Here is a 24052-nt window from a genome sequence, read left to right as displayed (position 1 = left end):
GCTTCAGGGGGCGAGTCGGGCCGCCAGATAGCGGGCGGTCCGGCTCGCGTCGGCCCGCGCCACCTCGGCGGGCGGCCCCTCCGCCACGATCCGGCCGCCCTCGTCGCCGCCACCCGGCCCCATGTCGATCACCCAGTCCGCCGTGGCCACCACGTCCATGTCGTGCTCCACCACCACGACCGTGTGGCCGGCGTCGACGAGGCCGTGGAGCTGACGCATCAGGACCTCGACGTCGGCCGGATGGAGGCCGGTCGTCGGCTCGTCCAGGACGTAGAGGGTGTGACCCCGGCGGGGGCGCTGCAGCTCCGCCGCGAGTTTGATGCGCTGCGCCTCGCCACCGGACAGCTCGGTCGCGGGCTGGCCGAGTCGCAGATAGCCGAGGCCGACGTCGAGCAGGGTCCGCAGGCTCCGCTCCGCTGCGGGGGCCCCCGCGAAGAACCCGGCGGCGGACTCGACCGTCAGGTCGAGCACCTCCGCGATGGTGAGCCCGCGCAGCCGGACCTCCAGGGTCTCCGGGCGGTAGCGCGCCCCTTGGCAGTCAGGACAGGGCGCGTACGTACTCGGCAGGAACAGCAGCTCGACCGAGACGAAGCCCTCGCCCTGGCAGGTCTCGCACCGCCCCCCGGGCACGTTGAAGGAGAACCTGCCCACCTTGTACCCCCGTCGGCGGGCTTCCTCGGTGTCGGCGAAGAGCTTGCGTACGACGTCGAACAGGCCCGTGTAGGTGGCGAGGTTCGAGCGGGGCGTCCGGCCGATCGGCTTCTGATCGACCGTCACCATGCGGCCCACGCCGGGGATGTCCTCCGACAGCGCGCCCACCAGCGTCGACTTCCCCGATCCCGAGACCCCCGTGACCGCCGTCAGCGCGCCGACCGGGAAGGCCGCCTCCAGGCCGGTGAGGTTGTGCCGGGTGACCGGCCCCGTCCGCAGCGTCCCGCGCGGCTCCCGGACCGCCCGCTCGGGCACCGGGGCGCGGTCGAACAGGAAGCGGCGCGTCATCGACTCCTCCACCCGCGCCAGCTCCCGCGGGGGCCCGCAGTGCAGGACCCTGCCGCCGTGGACACCGGCCCCCGGGCCGACGTCCACGAGCCAGTCGGCATGCCGTACGACGTCGAGATGGTGCTCGACCACGAAGACGGAGTTGCCGGCCGCCTTGAGCCGGTCGAGGACCACGAGCAGCGCTTCGGTGTCGGCGGGGTGGAGGCCCGCCGAAGGCTCGTCGAGGACGTACACCACGCCGAAGAGACCGGAGCGCAACTGTGTGGCGAGGCGCAGCCGTTGGAGTTCGCCGTTGGAGAGGGAGGGGGCGGTGCGGTCCAGGCTCAGATAGCCCAGGCCCAGCTCGGTCACCGTACGGATCCGCGCACGCAGGTCCGCGACGAGAACCCGCGCGGCCCCGCCTCCGACGTCCGGCCGGTGCGCGTCCGCCGCGCCGGGTCCGGTCCCGTGTGCGGGGTCGGGTCCGGTTTCGTGTTCGGGGTCGGCTCCGGTCTCGGGGTCCGTCGGGTCGGCCAGGAGCGCCGCCAGGGCGGTGAGCGGCAGGGAGGCCAGCTCGGCGATCGTCCGGCCCGCGAAGGTCACCGCGAGCGCCTCCGGCCGCAGCCTGCTCCCTCCGCACACCGGACAGGGCGCGGCGCTCAGGAACCGCTCCGCCTTGGCCCGCAGCGTGGGACTCTTCGAGTCGGCGAAGGTGTGCATCACATAGCGCCGCGCACTCATGTACGTCCCCTGGTACGGACGTTGGATGCGCCCCGCCTCCCGTACCGGATGGACCGTGACGACCGGCTGCTCGTCCGTGAAGAGGATCCACTCCCGGTCCTCGGCGGGCAGCTCCCGCCACGGCCGGTCGATGTCGTGGCCAAGGGCGTCCAGCACGTCGCGCAGGTTCTTGCCCTGCCAGGCCCCCGGCCAGGCGGCGATCGCCCCCTCCCGGATCGACAGCCCGGGGTCGGGCACCAGCAGCTCCTCGCCGGTGCGGTGGATCAGACCGAGCCCGTGGCACTCGGGGCACGCCCCGACGGCGGTGTTCGGCGAGAACGCGTCGGAGTCCAGGCGCGCGGCCCCCGGCGGGTAGCTGCCCGCCCGGGAGAACAGCATCCGCAGCGAGTTCGACAGGGTGGTGACCGTGCCGACGGAGGACCGGGCGTTCGGCGAGGAACGGCGCTGCTCCAGCGAGACGGCGGGCGGAAGACCGGTGATCTCGCCCACCTTCGGCGCGCCCACCTGGTGGATCAGCCGCCGGGCGTAGGGGGCGACCGACTCGAAGTAGCGGCGCTGGGCCTCGGCGTAGATCGTCCCGAACGCGAGCGAGGACTTGCCGGAGCCGGACACACCCGTGAAGACCGCGATCGCGTCACGCGGGATGTCGACATCGACCCCGGCGAGGTTGTGCTCCCGAGCCCCTCGGACACGGACGTACGGATCGGGCGCGGAGCCGGTCGCGGCTTCGGACGGGTCGGACATCCTTCGATCCTAAAGCGTGTCCCGCGAGTCCCGCCTGAGGTGCGGCACCCCGCGCACGGCGGTGACCTCAAGCGTCCGTCCTGGTCAGACCCGCCAGCCGGGCCAGTCGGCGGTACGAGTCGTGCAGCGCCCCGCGGTCGTACGTACTGGTCGTCACCAGCACCTCCTGAGCGCCGCTCTCCTTCACCGCCCGCTCCAGCTCCTCCCGGACCTGCTCCTCCGTGCCGTGGACGTGCCCCGCGAGCCCGGACTCGAAGAAACCGCGCTGCTTCTCGGTCATCGCCAGCTCCTCGATCCGCTCCACCGGCGCGAGCGGGGGGAAGGCGCCCCGGGTCCGGGAGTACGCCCCCGACCAGGCCTCGGGGACCAGCAGCCGCCGGGCCTCCTCCTCGGTCCCCGCCACCGCGACCGTACCCGCGACGACCACGTACGGTTCGTCGGCCCACGGCGAGGGGCGGAAGGCGGCCCGGTAGGCGTCGATCGCTGTCAACAGCCGCTCCCGGCCGCGCAGGTCGCCGATGACCAGGGGCAACCCCGCGGCGGCGGCGATCGAGGCGCCCTCACCGGTCGCCAGGACGTACGGCGGGACCCTCAGGCCCTCGGCGGGCCGGGCGTGCACCTGGGGGTGCGCGGTCTGGGCCCCCGTGAACCAGCCGAGGAGTTCCTCCAGCTGCGCGGCGAACCGGTCGGCGTCCTCCTTGTCCCGGCCAAGCGCCCGCCGGATCCCGTCCGTGAAACCGACCGAACGGCCGAGCCCCATGTCGATCCGGCCCGGGAAGAGCGCCTCCAGGACGCCGAACTGCTCCGCGACGACCATCGGCTGGTGGTTGGGGAGCATCACCCCGCCGGTCCCGACCCGGATGGCCGAGGTCGCACCGGCCACGGCGGCGGCCAGCACGGTCGGCGCCGAGCCCGCCACACCCGGCACGCTGTGGTGCTCCGACACCCAGAAGCGGTGGTAGCCGAGCGCTTCCGCCTCCCGCGCGAGGCGCACGGTGGCGCGCAGCGCCTCGGCGCCGTCCTCGCCCTCCCTGGTCCGAGAGCGGTCGAGAACGGAGAAGCGCACACCGTCGAGCGAAGAGGTCACGCCCCCTTCAACGCATCGGCGCCCCGGGGATTCCCACGGCCGCCTTCCGTCGCCCCCCGCGGGACTTTCCGTACTCGGCCTAGGGTGGTGCCGTGACAGGTAACACCAGGCCCCTGGCCGTCTTCGACCTCGACAACACGCTTGCGGGCACGGCTCACCGCCAGCACTTCCTCGAGCGCCGGCCCCGCGACTGGGCGGGCTTCTTCGCGGCCGCGCCCGAGGACCCGCCGCTGGCGGAGGGCGTGGCGCTGTGCCGTGAGGCCGCGGAGGAGTGCGAGATCGTCTATCTCACCGGGCGCCCCGAGCGCTGCCGCAAGGACACCGTCGCCTGGCTGGCCGCGCAGGAGCTGCCGGAGGGCCGGATCCACATGCGTCGCGACCAGGACCGGCGCCCGGCACGCCTCACCAAGCTGGAGATCCTGCGCCGGCTTGGCCGCGACCGCGAGGTCCGCATGCTCGTGGACGACGACGAACTGGTCTGCGAGGCGGCCGAACGGGCCGGTTTCCGCGTCGTACGCGCCCGCTGGGCGGACCCGTCCACGGCCCTGAAGGACGCCCAGGAGAGGGAAGGCCGTACCTGAGCCCCCGGGGCGCCCGTACGGGCGCGGGCCCGGGCCCGGGAGGGACCCATGCGCCGTCACACGGGGGCCGGGTACGCGACGGGACCGCCCCCGTCACACCCGGCCCGCCCTCTCGCGCTCCGCGCCGTCAGGCGCTCTCGCCCTCCTCCAGGCGGAAGCCGACCTTCAGGCCGACCTGGTAGTGCTCGATCGCGCCGTCCACGATGTGGCCGCGGACCTGCGTCACCTCGAACCAGTCGAGGGCCCGCAGCGTCTGCGAGGCGCGCTCGATGCCGTTGCGGATGGCCTGGTCGACCCCCTCCGGGGAGGTGCCGACGATCTCGGTGACGCGGTAGGTGTGGTTCGACATGGGGGCCGAACTCCTCTCGGTGGGCTCACTCCACCGTGCCCCACCACGCCCCGGTCCGCGACACGTCGCCGGGGCCCGGGTGATCGGCCGTGCCCTCGCCGAGGGCGAGGCGGGTGACGATGCGGTAGCGGTCGCCCCGGTAGAGCGAGCGGACGTACTCCACGGGCCGGCCGTCCGCCCCCGACGTGACGCGGTCGAAGAGCAGCGCGGGGGAGAGGACGGGGACGTCGAGGAGGCCGGCCTCCTCCTCGCTCAGCACCGTCGGCTCGATGGACTGCACCGCGTGCGCCGGCCGGATGCCCCGCGCCTCCCGCAGATGGGTGTAGAAACCGCCCTCCATGTCGGCGGCGGTCAGGCCGGGGACCAGTTCGGCCGGGATGTGCAGGTGCTCCAGGGCGATCGGGGCGCCGTCGGCGTGCCGCACCCGGGTCACGCACACCAGCTCGGCGGCGGGGGAGACCTTCAGCTTCCGGCCGATGCGCGCCCCCGCCCGTACCGTACGCAGGGAGAGGACCGTGCTCGTCCAGGCGCCGCGGCTCGGCGGCGCGCCCGCCCGGTGGTCTCCCGCGACCAGCTCCTGGGTGATCTTCGCGGGGGCGACGAACATGCCGCGGCCGTGCTCCCGTACCAGCGCTCCGGTGGCCACGAGTTCGTCGACCGCTGCGCGCAGGGTGGGGCGCGAGACGCCGAGGGTGGCGCACAGGGTGCGTTCGGAGGGGATGGCGTCGCCCGGGCGGCGGCCGTCGATCACGGTGAGCAGATGCTCCCGTACCCGTTCCCGTTTGAGCTCCATCGCCCGCCTCCCCGCGTACCCGGCCCCGCCGCCGTCCGGCTGCCGGTCAGTATGCCGGTCCGTACGCGTCCCCTTGCGTGGAGGAGGTCACGAGGCCGTCGCGGGTGAAGTCGAGCCGGGAGACGAAGCGGTAGCGGTCGCCGCGGTACACGGAGTGGACGTACTCGACGGGGCGGCCCGCGGTGTCGAGGGTGAGGCGCTCGATCAGCAGCGCGGGGGAGAGGACGGGCACGTCCAGGACGGCCGCCTCGGCCTCGCTGACGACGGTGGGCTCGATGGACTGCGTCGCCTCCTGGACGTGGATGCGGTGGTGCTCCCGCAGATGGTCGTAGAGGTCCCCCGACTCCAGCTCCTCCGGGGTGAGCGCGGCCCCGACCAGGTCGGCCGGGATGTGCAGGTGCTCGATCGCCATGGGGGAGCCGTCGACCAGACGGAGACGGGCGATGTAGAGCAGCGCGGCGGCGGGGGAGAGGCGGAGCCTGCGGCCGATGCGCGCGCCGGCCTGGATGGTCGCCGATTCCAGGATGGTGCTCGACCAGGTGCCCGAGGCGCGGGGGACGGCGAAAGCCGCGTCATCCGGGGCCAGTTGCTGGGTGATCTTCGCGGGGGCGACGAACATGCCGCGGCCGTGTTCCCGTACCAGCGCTCCGGTGGCCACGAGTTCGTCGACCGCCGCGCGCAGGGTGGGGCGCGAGACGCCGAGCGTGGCGCACAGGGTGCGTTCGGAGGGGATCGGGTCGCCGGGGCCGCCCGCCTCGATCAGGCCCAGCAGGTGTTCCCGTACCCGCTCCCTCTTCAGCACCCCGCTGGAGGAGCCGTCCTTCATGCCACTCTCCCTGACTGGTCAACTGGTAAGTCACATACTACGCGGCTCTGATGACCCGCGTCTCGGTGAATACCGCATGTTTTCACGGGGGTTGACGGCTCCATTGGTCCATGCCACCTTCGGGTCACGCAGCTGACCACTTGACCAATTGGTCAACCATTCATCGAGGTGCCCGTGACAACTCGTTCCCTCGCCGGTCGCGTCTCCCTCGCGGTGACCCTTGCTCTCGCCGTCACCGCCACGGCCGCGGGCTGTGGCTCGACGGACGGCCCGGCGGCCTCCGGAGGGCCGGAGAAGGTCACCGTGTGGATCATGAAGGACAGCGTCACCGACGCCTTCCTCGACCGGTTCCGCACCGACTTCGAAGCCCGGAACAAGGACATCGACCTGGACGTCCAGATCCAGGAGTGGGACGGCATCGGCGAGAGGGTCACCGCCGCCCTCGCCAGCAAGGACGCCCCCGACGTCATCGAGGTCGGCAACACCCAGGTCGCGCAGTACGCGGCGAGCGGCGGCGTGCGCGACCTCGGCGACAGGACCGGCGAACTGCACGGCGCCGACTGGCTGCCCGGCCTCGCCGAGCCCGGCAAGGTCGACGGCAGGCAGTACGGCATCCCCTGGTACGCCGCCAACCGGGTCGTGATCTACAACAAGGACCTCTTCGCGAAAGCCGGCGTCACCACCCCGCCCCGGACCCAGGACGAGTGGCTCGCCGTCACCGCCAGGCTCGACCGGGGCACCACCCAGGGCATCTACCTCCCCGGCCAGAACTGGTACGCCCTCTCCGGCTTCGTCTGGGAGGCCGGCGGCGACCTCGCCGTCCGGGACGGCGAGGTCTGGAAGGGCGCGCTCGACACCCCCGAGGCGCTCGCCGGCATGGACTTCTACCGGCGGCTCCAGGCCCTCGGCGAAGGCCCCAAGGACTCCGACGAGGCCAAGCCCCCGCAGGCCGACGTCTTCGCCAAGGGCGACGTCGCCCAGATCATCGCCGTACCCGGCGGCGCCAAGATCGTCGAGGAGGCCAACCCGGCGCTCAAGGGCAGACTCGGCTTCTTCCCGATCCCCGGCCGGACGGCCGGCAAGCCGGGCGCCGTCTTCACCGGCGGCTCCGACCTCATCATCCCCGAGGCCTCCACCCACCCCGACGCCGCCTACGAGGTCGTCAAGGCCCTCGCCGGCGAGAAGTGGCAGACGGACCTGGCCCGGACGATGAGCTACGTCCCCAACCGCACCTCGCTCGCCCGCGTCATCCAGGACGACGAGGGCACCGCGGCCATGGCCGCCGGAGCCGCCCAGGGCCGGGCCACCCCCAACTCGCCCCACTGGGCCGCCGTCGAGGCCACCAACCCCGTCAAGCAGTACATGACCGCCGTCCTCACCGGCGCCGACCCGGCAGGGGCCGCCCGGGCCGCGTCGGAGAGCATCACCAAGACCCTCGGCTCGTGAGACCGCAGCGCGGGCGGACCCTCTGGCCCTACCTCCTCGTCGCGCCCACCGTCGTCGGCGGCGTCCTGCTCCTGGGCTACCCCCTCGCCCGCAACCTGCTGATCTCCTTCCAGCACTACGGCATGGGCGAACTCATCCGCGGCGACGCCCCCTTCGTGGGTCTCGACAACTACCGCACGGTGCTCACCGACCCCGAGTTCTGGGAGGTCGTCCGGCGCACCCTCGGATGGACCCTGGTCAACGCCGTCCTCATCATGGTGATCGCCACGCTGGTCGCCCTGATGACCCAGCGCCTCGGCCGGCCGATGCGGATCCTGGTGACGAGCGGGCTCGTCCTCGCCTGGGCCAGCCCCGTCATCGCCACCACCACCGTCTTCCAGTGGCTCTTCGCCTCCCGCCTCGGCCTGGTCAACTGGGCGCTCGTCCGCCTCGGGTTCACCTCCTTCGAGGACTACTCCTGGCTCGCCGACGGCACCTCCGCGTTCACCGTCCTCGTCCTGCTCGTCGTCTGGCAGTCGGTGCCCTTCGCCGCCATCACCCTCCACTCCGCCCTGCTGACCGTCCCCGACGAGCTCTACGAATCGGCCCGCCTCGACGGCGCCGGCGCCTGGCGCACCTTCCGCTCGGTCACCCTGCCCCTCCTGCGGCCGATCTTCGCCCTGGTGCTCTGCCTGGAGGTGATCTGGGTCTTCCGGTGCTTCGCCCAGATCTGGGCCGTCACCAAGGGCGGCCCCGGCGACGCCACCACCACCCTGCCCGTCTACGCCTACCGGGTCGCCCAGTCCCTCCACCGCTACGACCTCGGCTCGGCCGTCTCCACCCTGACCGTGCTCCTGCTGGTCACCGTCCTCATCGCCTACTTCCGCCGCATGCTCCGACAGGAGGCCGACCGATGACCCCGCGAGCACTGCGCCGGCTCCCCCTCAACACCGCCGCGTCGATCGTCTTCGTCGTGGCCGTCTTCCCCGTCTACTGGATGGTCCTCACCGCCTTCAAGCCCACCCCCGACATCCAGGCCGAGACCCCCGTCCTGCTGCCCACCTCCCTCACCCTCGACCACTTCTCCCACGCCGTACGGGCCGACGGCTTCTGGCTCTTCTGGCGCAACAGCCTCCTCGTCACCGCCGGCTGCGTCCTGCTCGCCCTCGTGGTGGCCCTCGGCGCCGCGTTCGCCGTCGCCCGGATGCGCTGGCGCGGCAGGCGCGCCTTCCTCCTCATGGTCTTCATCGCCCAAGTTGCGCCCTGGGAAGCGCTGTTGATCCCGATGTACGTCATCGCCCGCGACGCCGACCTGCTCGACCGGCTGGTGACCCTGACCCTGATCTACTTCATGGTCACCCTGCCGTTCACCGTCGTGACCCTCCGCTCCTTCCTGGCCGGCATCCCCGCCGAACTCGAAGAGGCCGCGCAGGTCGACGGCTGCACCCGCGCCGCGGCCTTCCGGCGCGTCACCTTCCCGCTCCTCGCCCCCGGACTGCTCGCCACCTCGCTCTTCGGATTCATCACCGCCTGGAACGAGTTCGCCTTCGCCAACATGCTCATCATCAAGAACCAGGACGACCGCACCCTCCCCGTCTGGCTCTCCTCCTTCTCCAACGTCTTCGGCACCGACTGGGGCGCCACCATGGCCGCCTCCACCCTCTTCGCCCTGCCCGTCCTCGTCCTCTTCCTGGTCCTGCAGGGTCGGGTCGCCGCCGGTATGACCGGCGGAGCCGTGAAGGGATAGCGAGCCCCATGCCCCTGCCCCGACTGATCCCCCAGCCCTCCCGGCTCAGCCCGCTGCCCGGCCGGTTCGCCTTCGGACCGGACACCGCCGTGAGACCCGTCCCCGGCGCCGAAGCGGCCGCCGCGCTGCTGCGCGACCTGCTCCGCCCCGCCACCGGACTGCCCCTGCCGGACCGGCCGGACGGCACGGTCGTCCTCGCCCTCGACCCCGCCCTCACCGGACTCGGCGAGGAGGGCTACGGCCTCACCGTCGGCACCGAGGGCATCCTGCTCCGCGCCGCCCGCCTGCCGGGCCTGCTCGCCGGCGTCCAGACCCTCCGTCAGCTCCTGCCGGTGGAGGCCCTCTCCGCCGCACCCGTGACCGGCGTCGCCTGGTCCGTACCCTGCGTACAGATCACCGACCGCCCCCGCTTCCCCTGGCGCGGAGCCATGCTCGACGTCTCCCGCCACTTCCACCCGGTGTCCTTCCTACGCCGCTACGTCGACCTCCTCGCCCTCCACAAGCTCAACGTCCTCCACCTCCACCTCACCGACGACCAGGGCTGGCGCATGCCCGTCGCGGCCTACCCCCGGCTCACCGAGACCGGTGGCCTGCCCCACGGCGGCGCCTACACCCGCGGCGAACTCGCCGACCTGGTCCGGCACGCGGCCGCCCGGGGCGTGACCGTCGTCCCCGAGATCGAGATGCCCGGCCATGTGCGGGCCGCCCTCGCCGCCTACCCCCGCCTCGGCAACCGCCCGGACCGGACCCTCGACGTCTGGGACCGGTGGGGCGTGTGCGACACCGTCCTCGGCGTCCACGACGAGGTCCTCGACTTCTGCCGCACCGTCCTCGACGAGGTCATGGACGTCTTCCCCTCGCCCCACGTCCACCTCGGCGGCGAGGAGTGCCCCACCGCCGAATGGCACGCCTCCCCGGCGGCCCGCCGCCGCGCCGCCGAGGAAGGACTCACGGGCCCGGACGCCCTGCACGGCTGGTTCATGGACAGCATCGGCCGCCACCTCGTGGACGCGGGACGCCACCCGGTCGGCTGGACGGAGACCGGGGCCGACCTCCCCCCGTACTTCACCGTCATGCCCTGGCGCGACACCGCGCACGGACGCACCGCCGCCCGCCGCGGCCACCGGGTCGTCATGGCGCCCCACCGCACCACCTACCTCGACTACCCCCAGTCGGCCGGCCCCGACGAGCCGCCCGGCCAGCCCGGCGCGGTGGTCGACCTGCGCGCCGTCCACGGCACCGACCCCGCGCCCCGGGACTGGAGCCCCGAGGAGACCGGCCGGGTCCTCGGCACCCAGGCGCAGCTGTGGACCGAATACGTCCCCACCGCCGCGCACGCCGAGTACCTCACCTTCCCCCGGCTCTGCGCGCTCGCGGAGACCGCCTGGACCGGCCGCCACGACTGGCCCGGCTTCCGGGACCGCCTGCACCACCACCTGACCCGGCTCGACACCCTCGGGGTGCCGCGCCGCCTTTCCCCCACCCCCACCGTCCCAGGAAAGGAACTCCCATGAGCCACCCGACGAACCCCAGGACCGGCCGGAGCACGCGCCTGCGCGCCGCCCTCGCCGCCGCCACCGTCACCGGCCTCGGCGCCACCGTCCTGACCGCACTCCCGGCGGCCGCGGCCGGCGAGCCCGTCACCGTCCAGTACCGCCAGAGCGCCGGCGGCGGCGACCAGGCCGAGCCCTGGTTCAAGGTGGTCAACACCGGCTCCTCCGCCGTGACTTTGAGCCAGGTGAAGGTGCGCTACTACTTCAAGGCCGAGGCGGGCGCGTCGTACACCTACGCCTGCTCCTGGGCCGTGAAGGGCTGCGCGAACCTCACCGGCACCTTCGGCACCCTGGCCCGCCCCACCGCCACCGCCGACCGCTATCTGGAGGTCGGCTTCACCGCGGGCGCCGGCACCCTCGCACCCGGCGCCGACACCGGCGACATGCAACTGCGCTTCCACCGCTCCAACTGGCAGCCGCTGAACCAGAGCGACGACTACTCCTTCGGCCCCGGCCAGACCTCGTACGCGAACTGGTCGAAGGTCACCGCCACCGTCAACGGGGTCCAGGTCTGGGGCACGGCCCCGGCCGGCAACGAACCCACCCCGGACCCGACGGACCCCACCCCCGACCCGACCACGCCCCCGCCCACCGGAGCCACGCTCTTCGACGACTTCGACTACACCAGCCACACCGACCCCGCGATCGCCGCCCACGGCTGGAGCGTGCGCTCCAACTCCGGGGGACCCGGCGTGCCCGGAGCGACCTGGGCCCCGGAGAACGTCACCTTCGCCAAGGAGGGCGGCAACTCCCTCATGAACCTCAGGACCTCGACGGCGGGCACCGGCGAGTCCACCCGCCACACCGAGATCCTCACCCGCTCCTCGAAGTTCAAGAACGGCACCTACGCCGCACGCGTCCGCTTCTCCGACGCCCCGCTCTCCGGCCCGGACGGCGACCGCGTCGTCCAGACCTTCTTCACCATCAACGACCTCAAGGCGCCGATGGCCGACGACTACGCCGAGTACGACTTCGAGTACCTCCCCAACGGCGGCTGGGGCGAGCCCGCCAACATCCTCTACACGACCTCCTGGGAGACCTACCGGCCCGACCCCTGGGAGGCCGTCAACCAGCACTCCGAGGTCCGGGCGAGTTACGCCGGCTGGCACGACCTGGTGGTGACCATCGACGACCGGTCGATCGTCTACTACGTCGACGGCCAGGAGTTCGGCCGCCACGACGCCCGCTACCTCCCCGAACGCCCGATGTCCATCAACTTCAACCAGTGGCTGATCGACCTCGCGGGCCAGACGTCGACGACCCCGCGCGCCTACGACCAGAAGGTCGACTACGTCCTGCACGTCAAGGACCAGGTGCTGACCCCGGCGCAGGTCGCCGCCAAGATCGCCGCCTACCGCTCGGCGGGCACCGCCTTCCAGGACTCCGTACCGGCCGTCCCGTAAACGCGACACCGGGCGGGCGCACGACGGTGCGCCCGCCCGGAGCGGGAGCGAGCAGGACTTGACCAGTCTGGTTGGTCCAGACCAGAATCCAGGCCACCTACCCGCGCGAACACCGCGTTCGTCCCCCCACGTCGGGTCAGCTCCCCATGCCGCACTCCATGTCATGGAACGCAGAAGGTGACCTACGTGATGAACCGCCCTCTCGCCTGCCCTCTGGCCGTCGCGACCGCCCTCGCGCTCGCGGGTTGCGGCCTGCTGCCGGGCGGTGGTGACCAGGACCGCACGGTGAGCGTCTGGCTGATGCGGGACAGCGTCAGCGAGGACTTCCTCGAGCGCTTCACCACCGCGTACGAGGCCGAGCACCCGGGCGTGCGGCTGAGGTTCACGATCCAGGAGTGGACCGGCATCGGCAAGAAGGTCACCGAGGCGATCCAGGGCCGAGGCGGCCCGGACGTCGTCGAGGTCGGCAACACCCAGGTCGCCCAGTACGCGGACACCGACAAGCTCTTCGACCTCACCCTGGAGTCCGTGCGCGACCTCGGCGGCGAGGACTGGCTGCCCGGCCTCGCCGAGCCCGGCCGGATCGGCGGATCGCAGTACGGCATTCCCTGGTACGCCGCCAACCGGGTCGTGATCTACCACAAGGACCTCTTCCAGGCGGCCGGGGTCACCCGGCCACCGGCCACCCGCGCGCAGTGGCTCGACGACACGGAGAAGCTCGCGAAGAGCGGCTCCCAGGGCATCTACCTCGCCGGACAGGACTGGTACACCCTCTCCGGGTTCGTCTGGGACGAGGGCGGCGAACTCGCCGTCGACAAGGGCGGCGAGTGGACCGGCGCCCTGGACAGCCCGGCGGCGCTGCGCGGGATGGACTTCTACAAGAGACTGCAGGCCCTCGGCTCCGGCCCCAAGAACGCGGACGAGCAGACCCCGCCCCAGGCCGACGTCTTCGCCCGGGGCGACGTCGCCCAGATCATCGCCACCCCCAGCGCCGTCCCGGCCATCACCAAGGCCAATCCGGCACTGAAGGACAAGCTCGGCTTCTTCCCGATACCCGGCAAGAAGGCCGGACAGCCCTGCGCGGTCTTCACCGGCGGCTCCGACCTGATCATCCCCGAGAACGCGCCCGAACGCACCGCCGCCATCGACGTCGTCAAGGCCCTCGCCGGCGAGAAGTGGCAGGCCGAACTCGCCCGCGCGATGAACTACGTCCCCAACAAGACCACGCTCTCCTCCGTCGTCCAGGGCCAGGAGGCCACGGCCGTCATGGCCGTCGGCGCGGCCCGCGGCCGGGCCACGCCCAACTCCCCGCAGTGGGCCGACGTCGAGGGCGCCAACCCCATCAAGCCGTACATGACGGCGGTCCTCCTCGGCGAGGACCCGAAGCAGGCGGCGGAGCACGCCTCCGAGCAGATCACCCAGGCGCTCGCCGAATAGCATTCAGCGCCTCCACACCCGCGAGCCCCCGAACGGTCACGTCGAATCCAGCCGGTCACGGAAGAAGTAAGGAGCCGGACCACCGCCCCGCGCGGCCCGGCCCTCACCGTCCCCTTCCGTGCCACCGGAGGAGCCCGACATGCCCGCACCGTCGCCCGCAGCAGCCGTCGCCGTCGCACCAGCGGTCGACGGTGCCACCGCCCCGGCCCCCGCCGTGCCCGTCCCCGCCGGCCTGCCGGCGCCCGCCCGCATGCCCGCGCCCGGGGGTGCGCCCGCCCGCGTGCCCGCCCAGGCCACCGGTCCCGCGGCGGCCGGGACGGCCGGGGCCGCTCCCGTCGACCAGCCGCGCTACGTCGTCCGCCTCGCCCGCGACGAGGACGAGGTCCGCGCCGCCCAGCGGCTGCGCCACCAGGTCTTCGCCGGTGAGCTGGGCGCCCACCTCGACGGCCCGGAGCCCGGCCTGGACATCGACGCCTTCGACGCGTACTGCGACCACCTGCTGGTCCGCGAGGAGACCACCGGCGAGGTCGTCGGCACCTACCGGGTCCTGCCGCCCGAGCGCGCCCGGATCGCCGGACGCCTCTACTCCGAGAGCGAGTTCGACCTCGGCCGGCTCGCCCCCCTCCGCGACGACCTCGTCGAGGTCGGCCGCTCCTGCGTCCACCCCGCCCACCGCAACGGCGCCGTCATCGCCCTCGTCTGGGCCGGGCTCGCCCGCTACATGACCCGCACCGGACACAACTGGCTGGCCGGCTGCTGCTCCCTCCCGCTCGCCGACGGCGGCGCCCTCGCCGCCGCCACCTGGGACACCGTCAAGGCCAAGCACCTCGCCCCCGAGGAGCACTGGGTCACCCCGCACCGGCTCTGGAGCCCCGACGGCATCGCCCGCCCGCGCGGCCGCACCGAACTCCCCCCGCTGCTGCGCGGCTACCTCCGCCTCGGCGCCCGGGTCTGCGGTGCCCCCGCCCACGACCCCGCCTTCGGCGTCGCCGACCTCTACGTCCTGCTCTCGCTGCGCGACACCAACCCCCGCTACCTGCGCCACTTCCTCTCCCTCGCCCCCGCGCCGTGACCACGGCCCCGTCCGCCTGGCTGCCCACGGCCCCCTGCACCCCGGGCCGGTGCACCGCCCACCACGGCCCCGGCTGCGCCACCGTGGGCCTCGCCCGGGCCGTCCTGCGACTGGCCACGGCCCTCGCCGTGATCCTCACCGGCGTGCTGCTCGCCCCCCTCGCCGGGCCGCTGCCGCCCCCGGCCCGGCGCCGGCTCACCCGCCGGTGGTGCCGGACGGTCGTACGGGCCTTCGGCGTACGCGTACGGATCACCGGGAACCCGGACGCGCCCGCCGGGCCGGCGCTTGTGGTCGCCAACCACATCTCCTGGCTGGACATCCCGCTCGTCGCCGCCGTCCTCCCCGGACGCATGCTCGCCAAGCGAGAGGTCAGGACCTGGCCCCTCCTCGGGCCGCTCGCGGCGCTCGGCGGCACCCTCTTCATCGACCGCGACCGACTCCGGGCCCTGCCCGGCGCCGTGCGCGAGCTGACCGGGGTCCTCGCCGGCGGCGGCCGGGTGGTCGTCTTCCCCGAAGGCTCCACCTGGTGCGGGCGGGCGGAAGGGGCGTTCCGCCCGGCCGCCTTCCAGGCCGCGCTCGACGCGGGAGCCGACGTACGGCCGGTCCGGCTGGACTACCGCCCCGCGGGACCGGCCGCCTTCGTGGGCGAGGATCCGCTGGCCGCCTCGCTGTGGCGGATCGCGAGGGCCCGGGGACTCACCGCGGACATACGGATATCGGATCCAATATCCAGCCTCCAGTATCCGAACCGGCGCGCCCTCGCGCGCGCGGCTCAGCGCGCCGTCGCCAACGACAGCGCGAACCGCCCCTCCGCATCCGTCCACCACCGGGCCGGCTCCAGACCCGCCGCCCGCAGCTCCTCGCGCACACCCGCCTGACGGAACTTCGCCGACACCTCCGTCCGTACCTCCTCACCCGCCTCGAACGGCACCACCAGGTCCAGCTCCGGGATCTTCACCGTGACCGCCTGCCGCGCCCGCAGCCGCATCTCGATCCACTCCTGCTCCGCGTTCCAGAGCGCCACGTGGTCGAAGTCCTCCGGACGGACGTCCGCGTCCAGCTCGCGGGCGATCACGGACAGGACGTTCTTGTTGAACGCCGCCGTCACCCCCGCGGCGTCGTCGTAGGCGGCGACCAGGGTCGCCTCGTCCTTCACCAGGTCCGTGCCGAGCAGCAGGGCATCGCCCGGCGCCATCATCGCCCGTACCGAACGCAGGAACACCGTCCGCTCGGCCGGCAGGAGGTTCCCGATCGTGCCGCCCAGGAACGCGACGAGGCGCGGCCCCGGCGTCCCCGGCAGGGCGAGGCCCCGGGTGAAATCGGCGACCAAGGCGTGGATGTGGAGCCCGGGCCGCTCCGCGAGCAGCGCCTCTGCGGCGCCCGTCAGCGCCGACTCGCTCACGTCCACCGGCACGTAGCTCTCCAGAGCGGGCAGCAGCGCGTCGATCAGGAACCGGGTCTTCTCCGAGGAGCCGGACCCCAGCTCCACCAGGGTCCGGGCCCCGGTCGCCGCCGCGATCTCGGGCGCCCGGGTGGCCAGGATCTCCCGCTCCGCGCGGGTCGGGTAGTACTCGGGGAGCCGGGTGATCTCCTCGAACAGCTCGCTGCCCCGGGCGTCGTAGAACCACTTCGGCGGCAGCTGCTTGGGGGTACGGGTCAGACCGTGCAGCACGTCGGCGCGCAGATCGGCCTCGGTGGCGTCCTCGGGCAGGGTGCGGGTCAGCTGGAACGGGCTCACGCGGAGGGCTCCTTGAGCGGGGTCAGGGTGACGTCGGTGCGGGTGGCGGTCAGCAGCGTGCGGTCCGGCACCTCGCGCCAGAGGGGGTCGTCGTCGTAGGGCTCCGAGGCGACGACCGTGCGCGGCGAACCGCTCCGGTCGGGGCCCGTGAGGGAGAAGAGCGTGTTCCCCCAGGTGGTCGCGGTGATGGTCGAACCGTCGGTGAGCAGCAGGTTCAGCCGGGAACCGGGCGCGGCGCCGGCCGCCTCCCGGACGGTGTCGGTGAGGGCCTGCTCGGGCGGGTCGCCGGCCCGCAGCCGGTGCAGCACCAGCCCCCACACCAGCGCCGAATCGCTCCGCGCCTCGAGCCGCAGCCACTCCTCGGGCGAGAGCGCGGCGGCCGGGCCGGACAGCGCGTCGGGCCAGCCCTCCACCGCTCCGTTGTGGCTGAACAGCCACGGCCCGGCGCCGAACGGCGCCGCCGCGGCCTCGCCGTCCGCCCCCGGCAGGGTGGCGCCCCGGACAGCGGCCAGGAAGGCACCGGCGCGCACCACGCGCGCGAGATCGACGAAGGAGGCGTCGGCCCAGACGGGTACGGCCCGGCGGTAGCGCGCCGGGACCGGGTCGCCCTCGGCGTACCAGCCCACCCCGAACCCGTCGGCGTTCACCACACCGCTGACCTGCGTCCGCGGCTCCCACGCCTGCCGGGACAGCGAGTGCTCCGGCGCGAGCACCAGCTCGCCGATGGCCACGGGGGGACCGAGATAGGCGACATGGCGGCACATCAGCGGACCTCCGCGTCCCGGGCGGTGCGGAAGCCGGCGAAGATCTGGCGCCGCACCGGCAGGTCCCAGTTGCGGAACGTCCCCCGGCAGGCCACCGCGTCGACGGCGAACGAACCACCCCGCAGCACCTTGTGCTCCGGACCGAAGAAGACCTCCGAGTACTCCTTGTACGGGAAGGCCGTGAACCCCGGATAGGGCAGGAAGTCGCTGTCCGTCCACTCCCACACGTCGCCGATCAGCTGCCGTACACCGAGCGGCGACGCGCCCTCCGGGTAGCTGCCGGCCGGAGCGGGCCGCAGGTGCCGCTGACCCAGGTTGGCGTGGGCCGGCTCCGGGTCCGCGTCGCCCCAGGGATAGCGGCGCGAGCGCCCGCTCGCCGGGTCGTGGCGGGCGGCCTTCTCCCACTCGGCCTCCGTCGGAAGCCTGCGCCCGGCCCAGCGCGCGTAGGCGTCCGCCTCGTACCAGCTGACGTGCACCACGGGCTCGTCCTCCGGTACGGGCTCGGTCACCCCGAACCGGCGGCGCAGCCACTGCCCGCCGGAGCGGCGCCAGAACAGCGGGGCCGCGATGTCGTGCTGCCGGATCTGTGCCCAGCCCTCCGCCCGCCACCACCGTTCGTCGGTGTAGCCGCCGTCCGCGATGAACGCCATGAAGGCGCCGTTGGTGACCGGGACGGTGTCGATGTAGTACGCCGGGAGGACCCGGGGGTGCGCCGGGCGCTCGTTGTCCAGCGCCCAGGGTTCGTCGGAGGTCCCCATCGTGAACGTCCCGCCGGGGACCAGGACCTCGACGGGCAGCGGGCCGTGCGGTGAGGCCGGCGGGGGAGGGGCGGTCAGCGCGGCCGGCCCGGTGCGCAACTGATGCGTGATCAGCATCGTCTCGTCGTGCTGCTGCTCGTGCTGGGCGATCATCCCGAACGCGAACGCGGCCTCCACCAGTGGGCGGCCTTCCAAGGGGGTCCGCGCCAGGACGTCCAGCACCCGGCTCCGTACGTCCGAGGCATACGCGCGGGCCTCACCGGGCGGCAGCAGCGGCAGCGTCGGCCGGCTGGCGCGCGGATGCTCGAAGGCGTCGTAGATCGAGTCGATCTCCGGCCGCAGTGCGTCGCGGCCGGCGACCGCCCGCCACAACCACTGCTCCTCCTGGTTGCCGATGTGCGCCAGGTCCCACACCAGCGGGGACATCAACGGCGAGTGCTGAGCGGTCAGTTCGTCGTCCTCGACGCAGGAGGTGAGCAGCGCGGTGCGCTCGCGCGCCGTGGTCAGCGCGTCGAGCGCCCGCTGTCGCAGGGCCGTCGGGTCGTCGGTCACGGTCATGACGCCACCTTCCGCAGGTCGTCGGCCGGGCAGCCTCCGGGGATCACATAGCGCTCGTGGAACGCGGCCACCGCCCGCTGGACGGACTCGCTCGCCCCGAGCCGGGGAAGCGCCTCCAGCGCGGTGGGGAACGCCACCAGCGCGGCGGCGTGCAGATCCGGGTCGGCCAAGCCGTCGCGGGCCGCCGCCAGCCACAGCGGGTTGCGCGGCGGCGCCTGGCAGCCGGCGTATTCCGCCAGCGGCTTGACCGCGCGGTAGACGGTCTCGGCGGCCTCCGGGTCGTCGAAGAGCGCGGTGGCCACGGCCACCGGCACGATCCAGCCGTCCTCGCCCGGCTGTGCGTCGATCATCCGCAGCTCCAGGTGGCCCCGCGGCCGTACGGGCGGGAAGAGCGTGGTCATGTGGTAGCGCAGGTCCTCCTCGGTCGGCGGCCGGGGCCGGCCGGTGCGCAGCCACTCCCGGAACGTCAGTCCCCGCGGCACGTGCCACGGCCCCTCGTCGGCACGGACGCACATCACCGGGGTGTCCAGCACGTGCGCGGCCCAGGCCGCACGCGGCTCGCCGTCCGCCGGGACGGGGGCGAGGGCGCGCGCCGGGTCGAGGTCGGTCCACAGCGCCTGCCGGGCGGAGCGCCATCCGGTGTGGCGCCCGCCGTGCACGGCGGAGTTGGCGAACGCGGCGACCAGCACCGCGCCGAGCAGGTGGGCCAGCCGCCACCGCCGGTGGTAGCCGAGGGGGCCCGGCTCCTGGTGACCGGCGTCCAGACAGACCTGGACCGACGCCGAGTCGCACATCATGGCCCGGCCGGCCGGGCCCGTACGGTCGAGGGCGGCCTCCATCGCGTCGTAACGGGGCTCGCGCAGCACCCGCTCGCGCGGCGTCTGCCACGGATCGACGCCGTAGCCGCTGAGGGAGAGTCCGAGAGGGCCGAGCGTGGCACGCACCGCGTCCAGGTCGGCCGAGAGGGTGTCGACGCACTCCATGAGGGAGGCGGCGGGCGGGGAGCTGAGTTCCAGCTGCCCGCCGGGTTCGAAGGTGAGGGCCGACGCGAGGGGTACGGCCCGCACGGAGTCGACGGCCGCGGCCAGCCGCCGGGGCGGGACGGGGAGCCGCGGATCACGCAGCTCGTGGACGAGCCATTCCACCTCCACCCCGACCGTGCGAGGCGGGCCCGTCTTGAAGCAGATACATCGCAGCAGATCCTCCGCCTCGTCCTCGGTCAGAAGCGGACCGTCCGGCGGTATGCCGCTCGACGACATTCGGTTCCTCCTGTCTTGGAAGCCGCTGATTCCACCTAAAGCCACCTCCGGCGGGCGTGCAAGACCGCCCCCTCGGCCCCCACGGGGAAATCCCCTTGCTCCCGCGCCACGGAGTCGATCAAGCTGACGCCATGAGCGCACGACTGCGGGGGATCGCGAAAGAGACCGAGGAGATCGTCGAGGCGGGCCACTACCGTGCCCCCGACGGCCGTCGGGTCTCGATGGAGGCGGCGCTGAGCGCGGCGGTGGACGGCACCCGCCTGTACGGCCCCGATCCCGTCCCCGTCACCCCCTGCGGCGAGCGCCCCACCTCCGTCGAGGTCACCGACGAGAGCAGCCTCGTCGCCGCCCGCCGTCTGACCGCCGCCGGCCCCGACCCGGTCGCCGTCCTCAACTTCGCCTCCGCCCGGAACCCTGGCGGCGGCTATCTCAACGGCGCCCAGGCCCAGGAGGAGGCCGTCTGCCGGGCCTCCGCCCTCTACACCACCCTCCTGCGCGCCCCCGAGTACTACGCCCACCACCGCGCCGAGCGGGACGCCTTCTACACCGACCGGGTCATCCACTCGCCCGGCGTGCCCGTCTTCCGCGACGACCGGGGCACGCTCCTGAACGAGCCGTTCACGGTCGGTTTCCTCACCTCGCCCGCCCCGAACGCCGGCGTCATCCGCCGCCGGTCCCCGCGGCTCGCCGACCGGATCCCGGCCGCGCTCGCCGCCCGCGCCGAACGAGTCCTGGAGACGGCCGTCGCGGCCGGCTACCGCCGGCTCGTCCTCGGCGCCTGGGGCTGCGGCGTCTTCCAGAACGACCCGGCCGAGGTGGCGGGCGCCTTCCGCGCACTGCTCACGGGCGACGGCCGCTTCGCCGGCCACTTCGACGAGATCGTCTTCGCGATCCTGGACCGTACGGCCGACAGGACGACGCTGAGCGCGTTCCAGCGGGTCTTCGCGGAGGCCTGACCAGGGCCGGGTCGTCGCGCAGGCCTGATCCAGGGCCGGGTCCGCGGCCGGTCCGACGAAGGCCGGTCCGACGAGGGCCGGTCGGACGACGCCGGTCGAACGGAGCGGGGCCGGCCGGCGGTCGGGTCGGACCGCGGTCGGGCCGACGGGGCCGCGCGAAGGCGCCGCCGGCGCGCCCGGATGGGCCACCCGTGGGGCGGGGCCCGGACGGCGGCCCGAGGCTCGGACCATGGCCTTCGCGACCTCCCCCCGTAGACGACGCGCCCGGTCCGCCGCCCTGGTGACCGGCCTGTTCGCGTGCGTCCTCGCCGTCCTCCCGGCCGGCCCGCCGCGCCCCGCGCGGGCGGCGACCGCCCCGGGCCCGTCGCCGTCGCTTTCCCAGGGCACGGCCGCCGCCGAGGAACCGCCGCCGCGCACGGTCTCCGCCTGGCTGCCTTACTGGGACCAGGAGGCCGCCTACCTCGCCGCCCTGCGTCACGCGGACCAGCTGCACACCGTCAGCCCGTTCTGGTACGAGGCGAAGGCCGCCGACCGGATCGACCCCCACCCGGGGGCGGGCGAGCGGCTCGTCGTGGACGGCCTGCACCGCGCCGGCGTCAAGGTCGTCCCCACCGTCATGGAGACCCTGCCCTCCGGCGTCCTCGCCGACATCGTCACCGACCCCGCCCTGCGCGCCGCGCACGTGGACGCCCTCGTCGCCGTCGCCGTCAGCCGCGACTACGACGGGCTCGATCTGGACTACGAGTCCATCGCCACCACCGGCGACGCCGCCTACCCGGCCGTACGGAAGGGGTACGCCACCCTGGTCACGGACGTGTGCGCCCGGCTGCACGCCCTTGCCCTGGAATGCGTGGTCACGGTGAGCCCGCAGACCGCCACGACGGGCCGCATCTGGGACTACACCGCCCTGGGCAAGGCCGCCGACCGGGTGCGCATCATGGCGTACAACCTGCACTACGCGGGCGGCTCCCCCGGCCCGCTGGCGAGCACCGCCTGGTACGACGACCTGCTGCGCATCGCCACCTCACTCGTGCCGCGCGAGCGGATCGAGCTCGCCCTGCCCGCCTACGGCTGGGACTGGGTCACGGCGGGGGAGGGGAAGACCGCACACGTGACCTGGAAGGAGGCCGAGGCGCTGCGCCGCGCCCAGCAGGCGCCCTACCGGCTCGACCCCGTCTCCGGCACTCCCCACTTCACCTATACGTCGGGGGCTCTGACCCGCGAGGTCTGGTACCAGGACGCCAAGGGCGTCGCCGGGCACCTGCCCGTCCTGCGCCGCCACGGCGTCGTGAACACGGCCCTCTGGGCGCTGAACTTCGAGGACCCCGACCTGTGGGCGGTCCTCGCGAAGGGCGCCGCCACACCCTGACATGCGCCGTGGGTACCCGCGTGCGAGTCTGAGAACGTCCCCCAGCGTCCCGCATTCCGCTCCAGGAATCACAGGAGGCACGATCGTGGGCAAGAAACAGACCCGGGTGAACCACGGAGCCCGTACGGGCGGACACGAACAGAAGACGACCGCGGCGGTGCAGGAGCAGCCCGGCTCGTCCGCGGCGAGCCGGCCCTCGCGCCCGCTCATCGAGCAGGTGTCCCACAAGAAGGAACGGAAGTTCGGCCACAACTGACCCGTGCGGTCACCACGGCCCTTCCTTCCGTACGACGATCGCGACCGCTCCCGCGCGCCGAACGCGGGACGCGGACGCGACCGGGGCCCGGCGCCGTCAGAGCGCCGGGCCCCGGCCCGTCCTGTCGGCCCCTTTCCCTGAGCCCCACCGCCGGACCGGCCGTCGAACGCCCGGTCTACGGCCGGTCGGCGTCGGTGACCTCGATCGCCTCCCCCCGCGGCGTCGGCGGAGCCCCCGCGGCAGCCGATGCCGGGGAGTCGGAGGACCCGTTCGCGCCCGCGCCGGGGCTCATCGTGGACAGCAACTGACGGGCCACACCGAGCCCCGTCCCGCCCATGGCCAGCGCCTTGGCGAACACCTCCGCCATCCCGTCGGCGCCGTTCAGGAGCACCATCTGGTCCACGTTCCCGAAGGCGGACGCCCCCGCCCGGACGATCTCCGGCCAGTTCTCGGCCAGCTGCTGGGCGACCACCGCCTCCTGGTTCTCCGCGAGCGCCGCCGCCCGCGCCTTGATCGACTCCGCCTCGGCCAGACCCTGCGCGCGTGCCGCCTCGGCGACCGCGAGACCCCGCGCGTGCTGCGCCGCCGCCTCGGCCTCGCCGGTCAGCCGGGTCGCCGTGGCCCGCGCGGCGCTCGCCAGCTCGGTCTCCTTCGCCTCCGCCTGCGCCGCCGAGATACGGGCGTCCCGCTCGGCCTCGGCCAGCGTCCGGGTCTCGTACGCCAGGGCGTCGGCCGGCTTGCGGACCTCCGCCTGGAGCTGCTGTTCCTTGCGGTGGCCCTCCAGCTCCGCCACCCGGGTCTCCTGGACGACGACCTCCTGCCGTGACGCCGCCTCGGCCAGCGGACCGGCCTGCCGCGCCTTGGCCGACGCCTGGTCCCGCTCGGCCTGATAGCCGGCCTGCAGGATCTCGCTGTCCCGGGTGGCCTCCGACATCCGCGCCGCGGCCTGCTGCTCGGCCTCCGTCGCCCGCCGGTTGGCCTCCGCCTGCGCGATCCGGGCGTCGCGCTGGACGGCGGCCGCGTGCGGGGCGGCCAGGTTCTTGATGTAACCGGTCGGGTCCTCGATCTCGTGGATCTGCAGCGAGTCGACGATCAGACCGAGCTTCTCCATCTCCGTGCCACACGCCGAACGGGCCTGCCCGGTCAGCTTCTCGCGGTCCCGGATCATGTCCTCCACCGTCAACCCGCCGACGATGGCGCGGAGATGACCGGCGAAGACGATGTGGACCCGCTCCGACATCAGCTTCTGCTGATCGAGGAAGCGGCGGGCCGCGTTGGCGATCGACACGAAGTCGTCACCGACCTTGAAGATCACCACGCCGCGGACCTTGAGCGGAATGCCCTGGTGCGTCACGCACTCCACGGACAGCTGGGTCTCGTTGAGGTCGAGCGACAGCTTGCGAACCGCCTGGACGCCCGGCACGACGAGGGTGCCGCGCCCCGTGACGATCCGGAACCCCATGCCCTCGCCGAGCCCCTCCATCTTGTGGTTGGAGCCGGAGATGATCAGTGCTTCGTTGGGTTCCGCGACGCGCCACATCATTTTGAACAGCACGATGAGGACGATGACGGCGCCGCACGCGACGCCCGCCAGGATGCCGATGCCCATGGGCAGCTCCCCCTTCACCGGAGCCGCTCGGTTCCGGTGAAGGGAGTGT

General features: G+C 73.5%; 22 protein-coding genes. 12 read left to right on the top strand and 10 right to left on the bottom strand.

All coding sequences use genetic code 11. The features are described 5' to 3' along the window. Positions 1-3 precede the first annotated feature (3 nt). Positions 4-2463, bottom strand: a complete 2460-nt coding sequence (locus ACZ6RC_RS10905; RefSeq protein ID WP_469581007.1) for an ATP-binding cassette domain-containing protein — start codon at positions 2461-2463, stop codon at positions 4-6. Positions 2464-2530: 67 nt separating this feature from the next. After that, positions 2531-3550, bottom strand: coding sequence for an LLM class flavin-dependent oxidoreductase (locus ACZ6RC_RS10900; protein WP_469581002.1), 1020 nt, complete (start codon positions 3548-3550; stop codon positions 2531-2533). A gap of 92 nt (positions 3551-3642) precedes the next feature. Here ACZ6RC_RS10900 and ACZ6RC_RS10895 point away from each other — a divergent pair, with 92 nt between their 5' ends. Continuing rightward, on the top strand, positions 3643-4131 hold the full coding sequence (locus ACZ6RC_RS10895; RefSeq protein WP_391134194.1) for a phosphatase domain-containing protein: 489 nt from the start codon (positions 3643-3645) through the stop codon (positions 4129-4131). Positions 4132-4258: 127 nt separating this feature from the next. On the opposite strand, the gene ACZ6RC_RS10890 is transcribed toward ACZ6RC_RS10895, so the two are convergent. The 3 genes from ACZ6RC_RS10890 to ACZ6RC_RS10880 are packed head-to-tail and all read right to left on the bottom strand — an operon-like array spanning position 4259 to position 6099. Continuing rightward, positions 4259-4480 (bottom strand): dodecin, encoded by a 222-nt coding sequence (locus ACZ6RC_RS10890; protein ID WP_391134191.1) that lies wholly within the window; start codon positions 4478-4480, stop codon positions 4259-4261. Between the two features lie 25 nt (positions 4481-4505). Further along, the gene (locus tag ACZ6RC_RS10885; RefSeq protein WP_469580999.1) at positions 4506-5273 is read right to left on the bottom strand and encodes a GntR family transcriptional regulator; all 768 of its coding nucleotides are present in this window, start codon (positions 5271-5273) and stop codon (positions 4506-4508) included. Between the two features lie 46 nt (positions 5274-5319). Continuing rightward, positions 5320-6099 (bottom strand): GntR family transcriptional regulator, encoded by a 780-nt coding sequence (locus ACZ6RC_RS10880; RefSeq protein WP_391134185.1) that lies wholly within the window; start codon positions 6097-6099, stop codon positions 5320-5322. 174 nt (positions 6100-6273) lie between these two features. Here ACZ6RC_RS10880 and ACZ6RC_RS10875 point away from each other — a divergent pair, with 174 nt between their 5' ends. The 8 genes from ACZ6RC_RS10875 to ACZ6RC_RS10840 all read left to right on the top strand — a co-directional run bounded on the left by ACZ6RC_RS10875 (position 6274) and on the right by ACZ6RC_RS10840 (position 15614). Further along, positions 6274-7545: an extracellular solute-binding protein gene (locus tag ACZ6RC_RS10875; protein WP_469580994.1), complete on the top strand. Its 1272-nt coding sequence runs from the start codon at positions 6274-6276 to the stop codon at positions 7543-7545. Further along, the gene (locus ACZ6RC_RS10870) at positions 7542-8441 is read left to right on the top strand and encodes a carbohydrate ABC transporter permease (protein ID WP_469580991.1); all 900 of its coding nucleotides are present in this window, start codon (positions 7542-7544) and stop codon (positions 8439-8441) included. The genes ACZ6RC_RS10875 and ACZ6RC_RS10870 overlap by 4 nt, the downstream gene beginning before the upstream one ends. Beyond that, complete coding sequence (locus tag ACZ6RC_RS10865; RefSeq protein ID WP_391134176.1) at positions 8438-9271, top strand: carbohydrate ABC transporter permease; 834 nt, start codon at positions 8438-8440, stop codon at positions 9269-9271. Before ACZ6RC_RS10870 ends, ACZ6RC_RS10865 begins: the two co-directional genes overlap by 4 nt. A gap of 8 nt (positions 9272-9279) precedes the next feature. After that, positions 9280-10785 (top strand): beta-N-acetylhexosaminidase, encoded by a 1506-nt coding sequence (locus ACZ6RC_RS10860; protein WP_469580988.1) that lies wholly within the window; start codon positions 9280-9282, stop codon positions 10783-10785. Further along, a complete protein-coding gene (locus ACZ6RC_RS10855; protein ID WP_469580985.1) occupies positions 10782-12227 on the top strand; it encodes a cellulose binding domain-containing protein in 1446 nt (481 codons plus the stop codon). Before ACZ6RC_RS10860 ends, ACZ6RC_RS10855 begins: the two co-directional genes overlap by 4 nt. A 186-nt stretch (positions 12228-12413) precedes the next feature. After that, positions 12414-13664: an extracellular solute-binding protein gene (locus ACZ6RC_RS10850; RefSeq protein ID WP_469580982.1), complete on the top strand. Its 1251-nt coding sequence runs from the start codon at positions 12414-12416 to the stop codon at positions 13662-13664. A 250-nt stretch (positions 13665-13914) separates the two neighbouring features. Next, positions 13915-14736: a GNAT family N-acetyltransferase gene (locus tag ACZ6RC_RS10845; protein ID WP_469582795.1), complete on the top strand. Its 822-nt coding sequence runs from the start codon at positions 13915-13917 to the stop codon at positions 14734-14736. Next, positions 14733-15614 carry a lysophospholipid acyltransferase family protein gene (locus tag ACZ6RC_RS10840; RefSeq protein ID WP_469580979.1) on the top strand — a complete coding sequence of 294 codons (882 nt, stop codon included), beginning with the start codon at positions 14733-14735 and terminating at the stop codon, positions 15612-15614. Before ACZ6RC_RS10845 ends, ACZ6RC_RS10840 begins: the two co-directional genes overlap by 4 nt. On the opposite strand, the gene egtD is transcribed toward ACZ6RC_RS10840, so the two are convergent. Genes egtD through egtA form a run of 4 tightly spaced genes read right to left on the bottom strand, consistent with a single transcriptional unit; the run spans position 15509 to position 19813 of the window. Continuing rightward, complete coding sequence (gene egtD, locus ACZ6RC_RS10835; RefSeq protein ID WP_391134161.1) at positions 15509-16474, bottom strand: L-histidine N(alpha)-methyltransferase; 966 nt, start codon at positions 16472-16474, stop codon at positions 15509-15511. The two genes, ACZ6RC_RS10840 and egtD, sit on opposite strands and share 106 nt — an antisense overlap. After that, positions 16471-17238 (bottom strand): ergothioneine biosynthesis protein EgtC, encoded by a 768-nt coding sequence (gene egtC / locus ACZ6RC_RS10830; RefSeq protein WP_469580974.1) that lies wholly within the window; start codon positions 17236-17238, stop codon positions 16471-16473. Before egtC ends, egtD begins: the two co-directional genes overlap by 4 nt. Further along, positions 17238-18554: an ergothioneine biosynthesis protein EgtB gene (egtB, locus tag ACZ6RC_RS10825; RefSeq protein WP_469580971.1), complete on the bottom strand. Its 1317-nt coding sequence runs from the start codon at positions 18552-18554 to the stop codon at positions 17238-17240. The genes egtC and egtB overlap by 1 nt, the downstream gene beginning before the upstream one ends. After that, positions 18551-19813, bottom strand: coding sequence for an ergothioneine biosynthesis glutamate--cysteine ligase EgtA (egtA, locus tag ACZ6RC_RS10820; protein ID WP_469580968.1), 1263 nt, complete (start codon positions 19811-19813; stop codon positions 18551-18553). Before egtA ends, egtB begins: the two co-directional genes overlap by 4 nt. 131 nt (positions 19814-19944) lie before the next feature. On the opposite strand from egtA, the gene ACZ6RC_RS10815 reads away from it, so the two are divergent. From ACZ6RC_RS10815 to ACZ6RC_RS10805, 3 genes are all read left to right on the top strand, one after another. Then, a complete protein-coding gene (locus ACZ6RC_RS10815; RefSeq protein WP_391134149.1) occupies positions 19945-20769 on the top strand; it encodes a TIGR02452 family protein in 825 nt (274 codons plus the stop codon). A 229-nt stretch (positions 20770-20998) separates the two neighbouring features. Further along, positions 20999-22138, top strand: coding sequence for a glycosyl hydrolase family 18 protein (locus ACZ6RC_RS10810; RefSeq protein WP_469580965.1), 1140 nt, complete (start codon positions 20999-21001; stop codon positions 22136-22138). 85 nt (positions 22139-22223) lie between these two features. Then, the gene (locus ACZ6RC_RS10805; RefSeq protein ID WP_453610704.1) at positions 22224-22394 is read left to right on the top strand and encodes a hypothetical protein; all 171 of its coding nucleotides are present in this window, start codon (positions 22224-22226) and stop codon (positions 22392-22394) included. Positions 22395-22569: 175 nt separating this feature from the next. Here ACZ6RC_RS10805 and ACZ6RC_RS10800 read toward each other — a convergent pair whose 3' ends face one another. Beyond that, the gene (locus ACZ6RC_RS10800) at positions 22570-24003 is read right to left on the bottom strand and encodes a flotillin family protein (protein ID WP_391134141.1); all 1434 of its coding nucleotides are present in this window, start codon (positions 24001-24003) and stop codon (positions 22570-22572) included. Between the last annotated feature and the right edge of the window lie 49 nt (positions 24004-24052).

The sequence above is a fragment of the Streptomyces sp. NPDC048353 genome, from assembly GCF_055587165.1.
The sequence above is the reverse complement of the archived record's forward strand: the minus strand, read 5'-3'. Positions and strand labels throughout refer to the sequence as shown.

Excerpts from the sequence above, each read along its gene's own strand:
- ACZ6RC_RS10860 (WP_469580988.1), top strand. The coding sequence starts at position 9,280 with ATGCCCCTGCCCCGACTGATCCCCCAGCCCTCCCGGCTCAGCCCGCTG.
- egtC (WP_469580974.1), bottom strand. The coding sequence starts at position 17,238 with ATGTGCCGCCATGTCGCCTATCTCGGTCCCCCCGTGGCCATCGGCGAG.
- ACZ6RC_RS10815 (WP_391134149.1), top strand. The coding sequence starts at position 19,945 with ATGAGCGCACGACTGCGGGGGATCGCGAAAGAGACCGAGGAGATCGTC.
- ACZ6RC_RS10865 (WP_391134176.1), top strand. The coding sequence starts at position 8,438 with ATGACCCCGCGAGCACTGCGCCGGCTCCCCCTCAACACCGCCGCGTCG.
- ACZ6RC_RS10845 (WP_469582795.1), top strand. The coding sequence starts at position 13,915 with ATGCCCGCGCCCGGGGGTGCGCCCGCCCGCGTGCCCGCCCAGGCCACC.
- egtB (WP_469580971.1), bottom strand. The coding sequence starts at position 18,554 with ATGACCGTGACCGACGACCCGACGGCCCTGCGACAGCGGGCGCTCGAC.
- ACZ6RC_RS10885 (WP_469580999.1), bottom strand. The coding sequence starts at position 5,273 with ATGGAGCTCAAACGGGAACGGGTACGGGAGCATCTGCTCACCGTGATC.
- ACZ6RC_RS10905 (WP_469581007.1), bottom strand. The coding sequence starts at position 2,463 with ATGTCCGACCCGTCCGAAGCCGCGACCGGCTCCGCGCCCGATCCGTAC.
- egtA (WP_469580968.1), bottom strand. The coding sequence starts at position 19,813 with ATGTCGTCGAGCGGCATACCGCCGGACGGTCCGCTTCTGACCGAGGAC.
- ACZ6RC_RS10800 (WP_391134141.1), bottom strand. The coding sequence starts at position 24,003 with ATGGGCATCGGCATCCTGGCGGGCGTCGCGTGCGGCGCCGTCATCGTC.
- ACZ6RC_RS10890 (WP_391134191.1), bottom strand. The coding sequence starts at position 4,480 with ATGTCGAACCACACCTACCGCGTCACCGAGATCGTCGGCACCTCCCCG.
- ACZ6RC_RS10855 (WP_469580985.1), top strand. The coding sequence starts at position 10,782 with ATGAGCCACCCGACGAACCCCAGGACCGGCCGGAGCACGCGCCTGCGC.
- ACZ6RC_RS10810 (WP_469580965.1), top strand. The coding sequence starts at position 20,999 with ATGGCCTTCGCGACCTCCCCCCGTAGACGACGCGCCCGGTCCGCCGCC.
- ACZ6RC_RS10880 (WP_391134185.1), bottom strand. The coding sequence starts at position 6,099 with ATGAAGGACGGCTCCTCCAGCGGGGTGCTGAAGAGGGAGCGGGTACGG.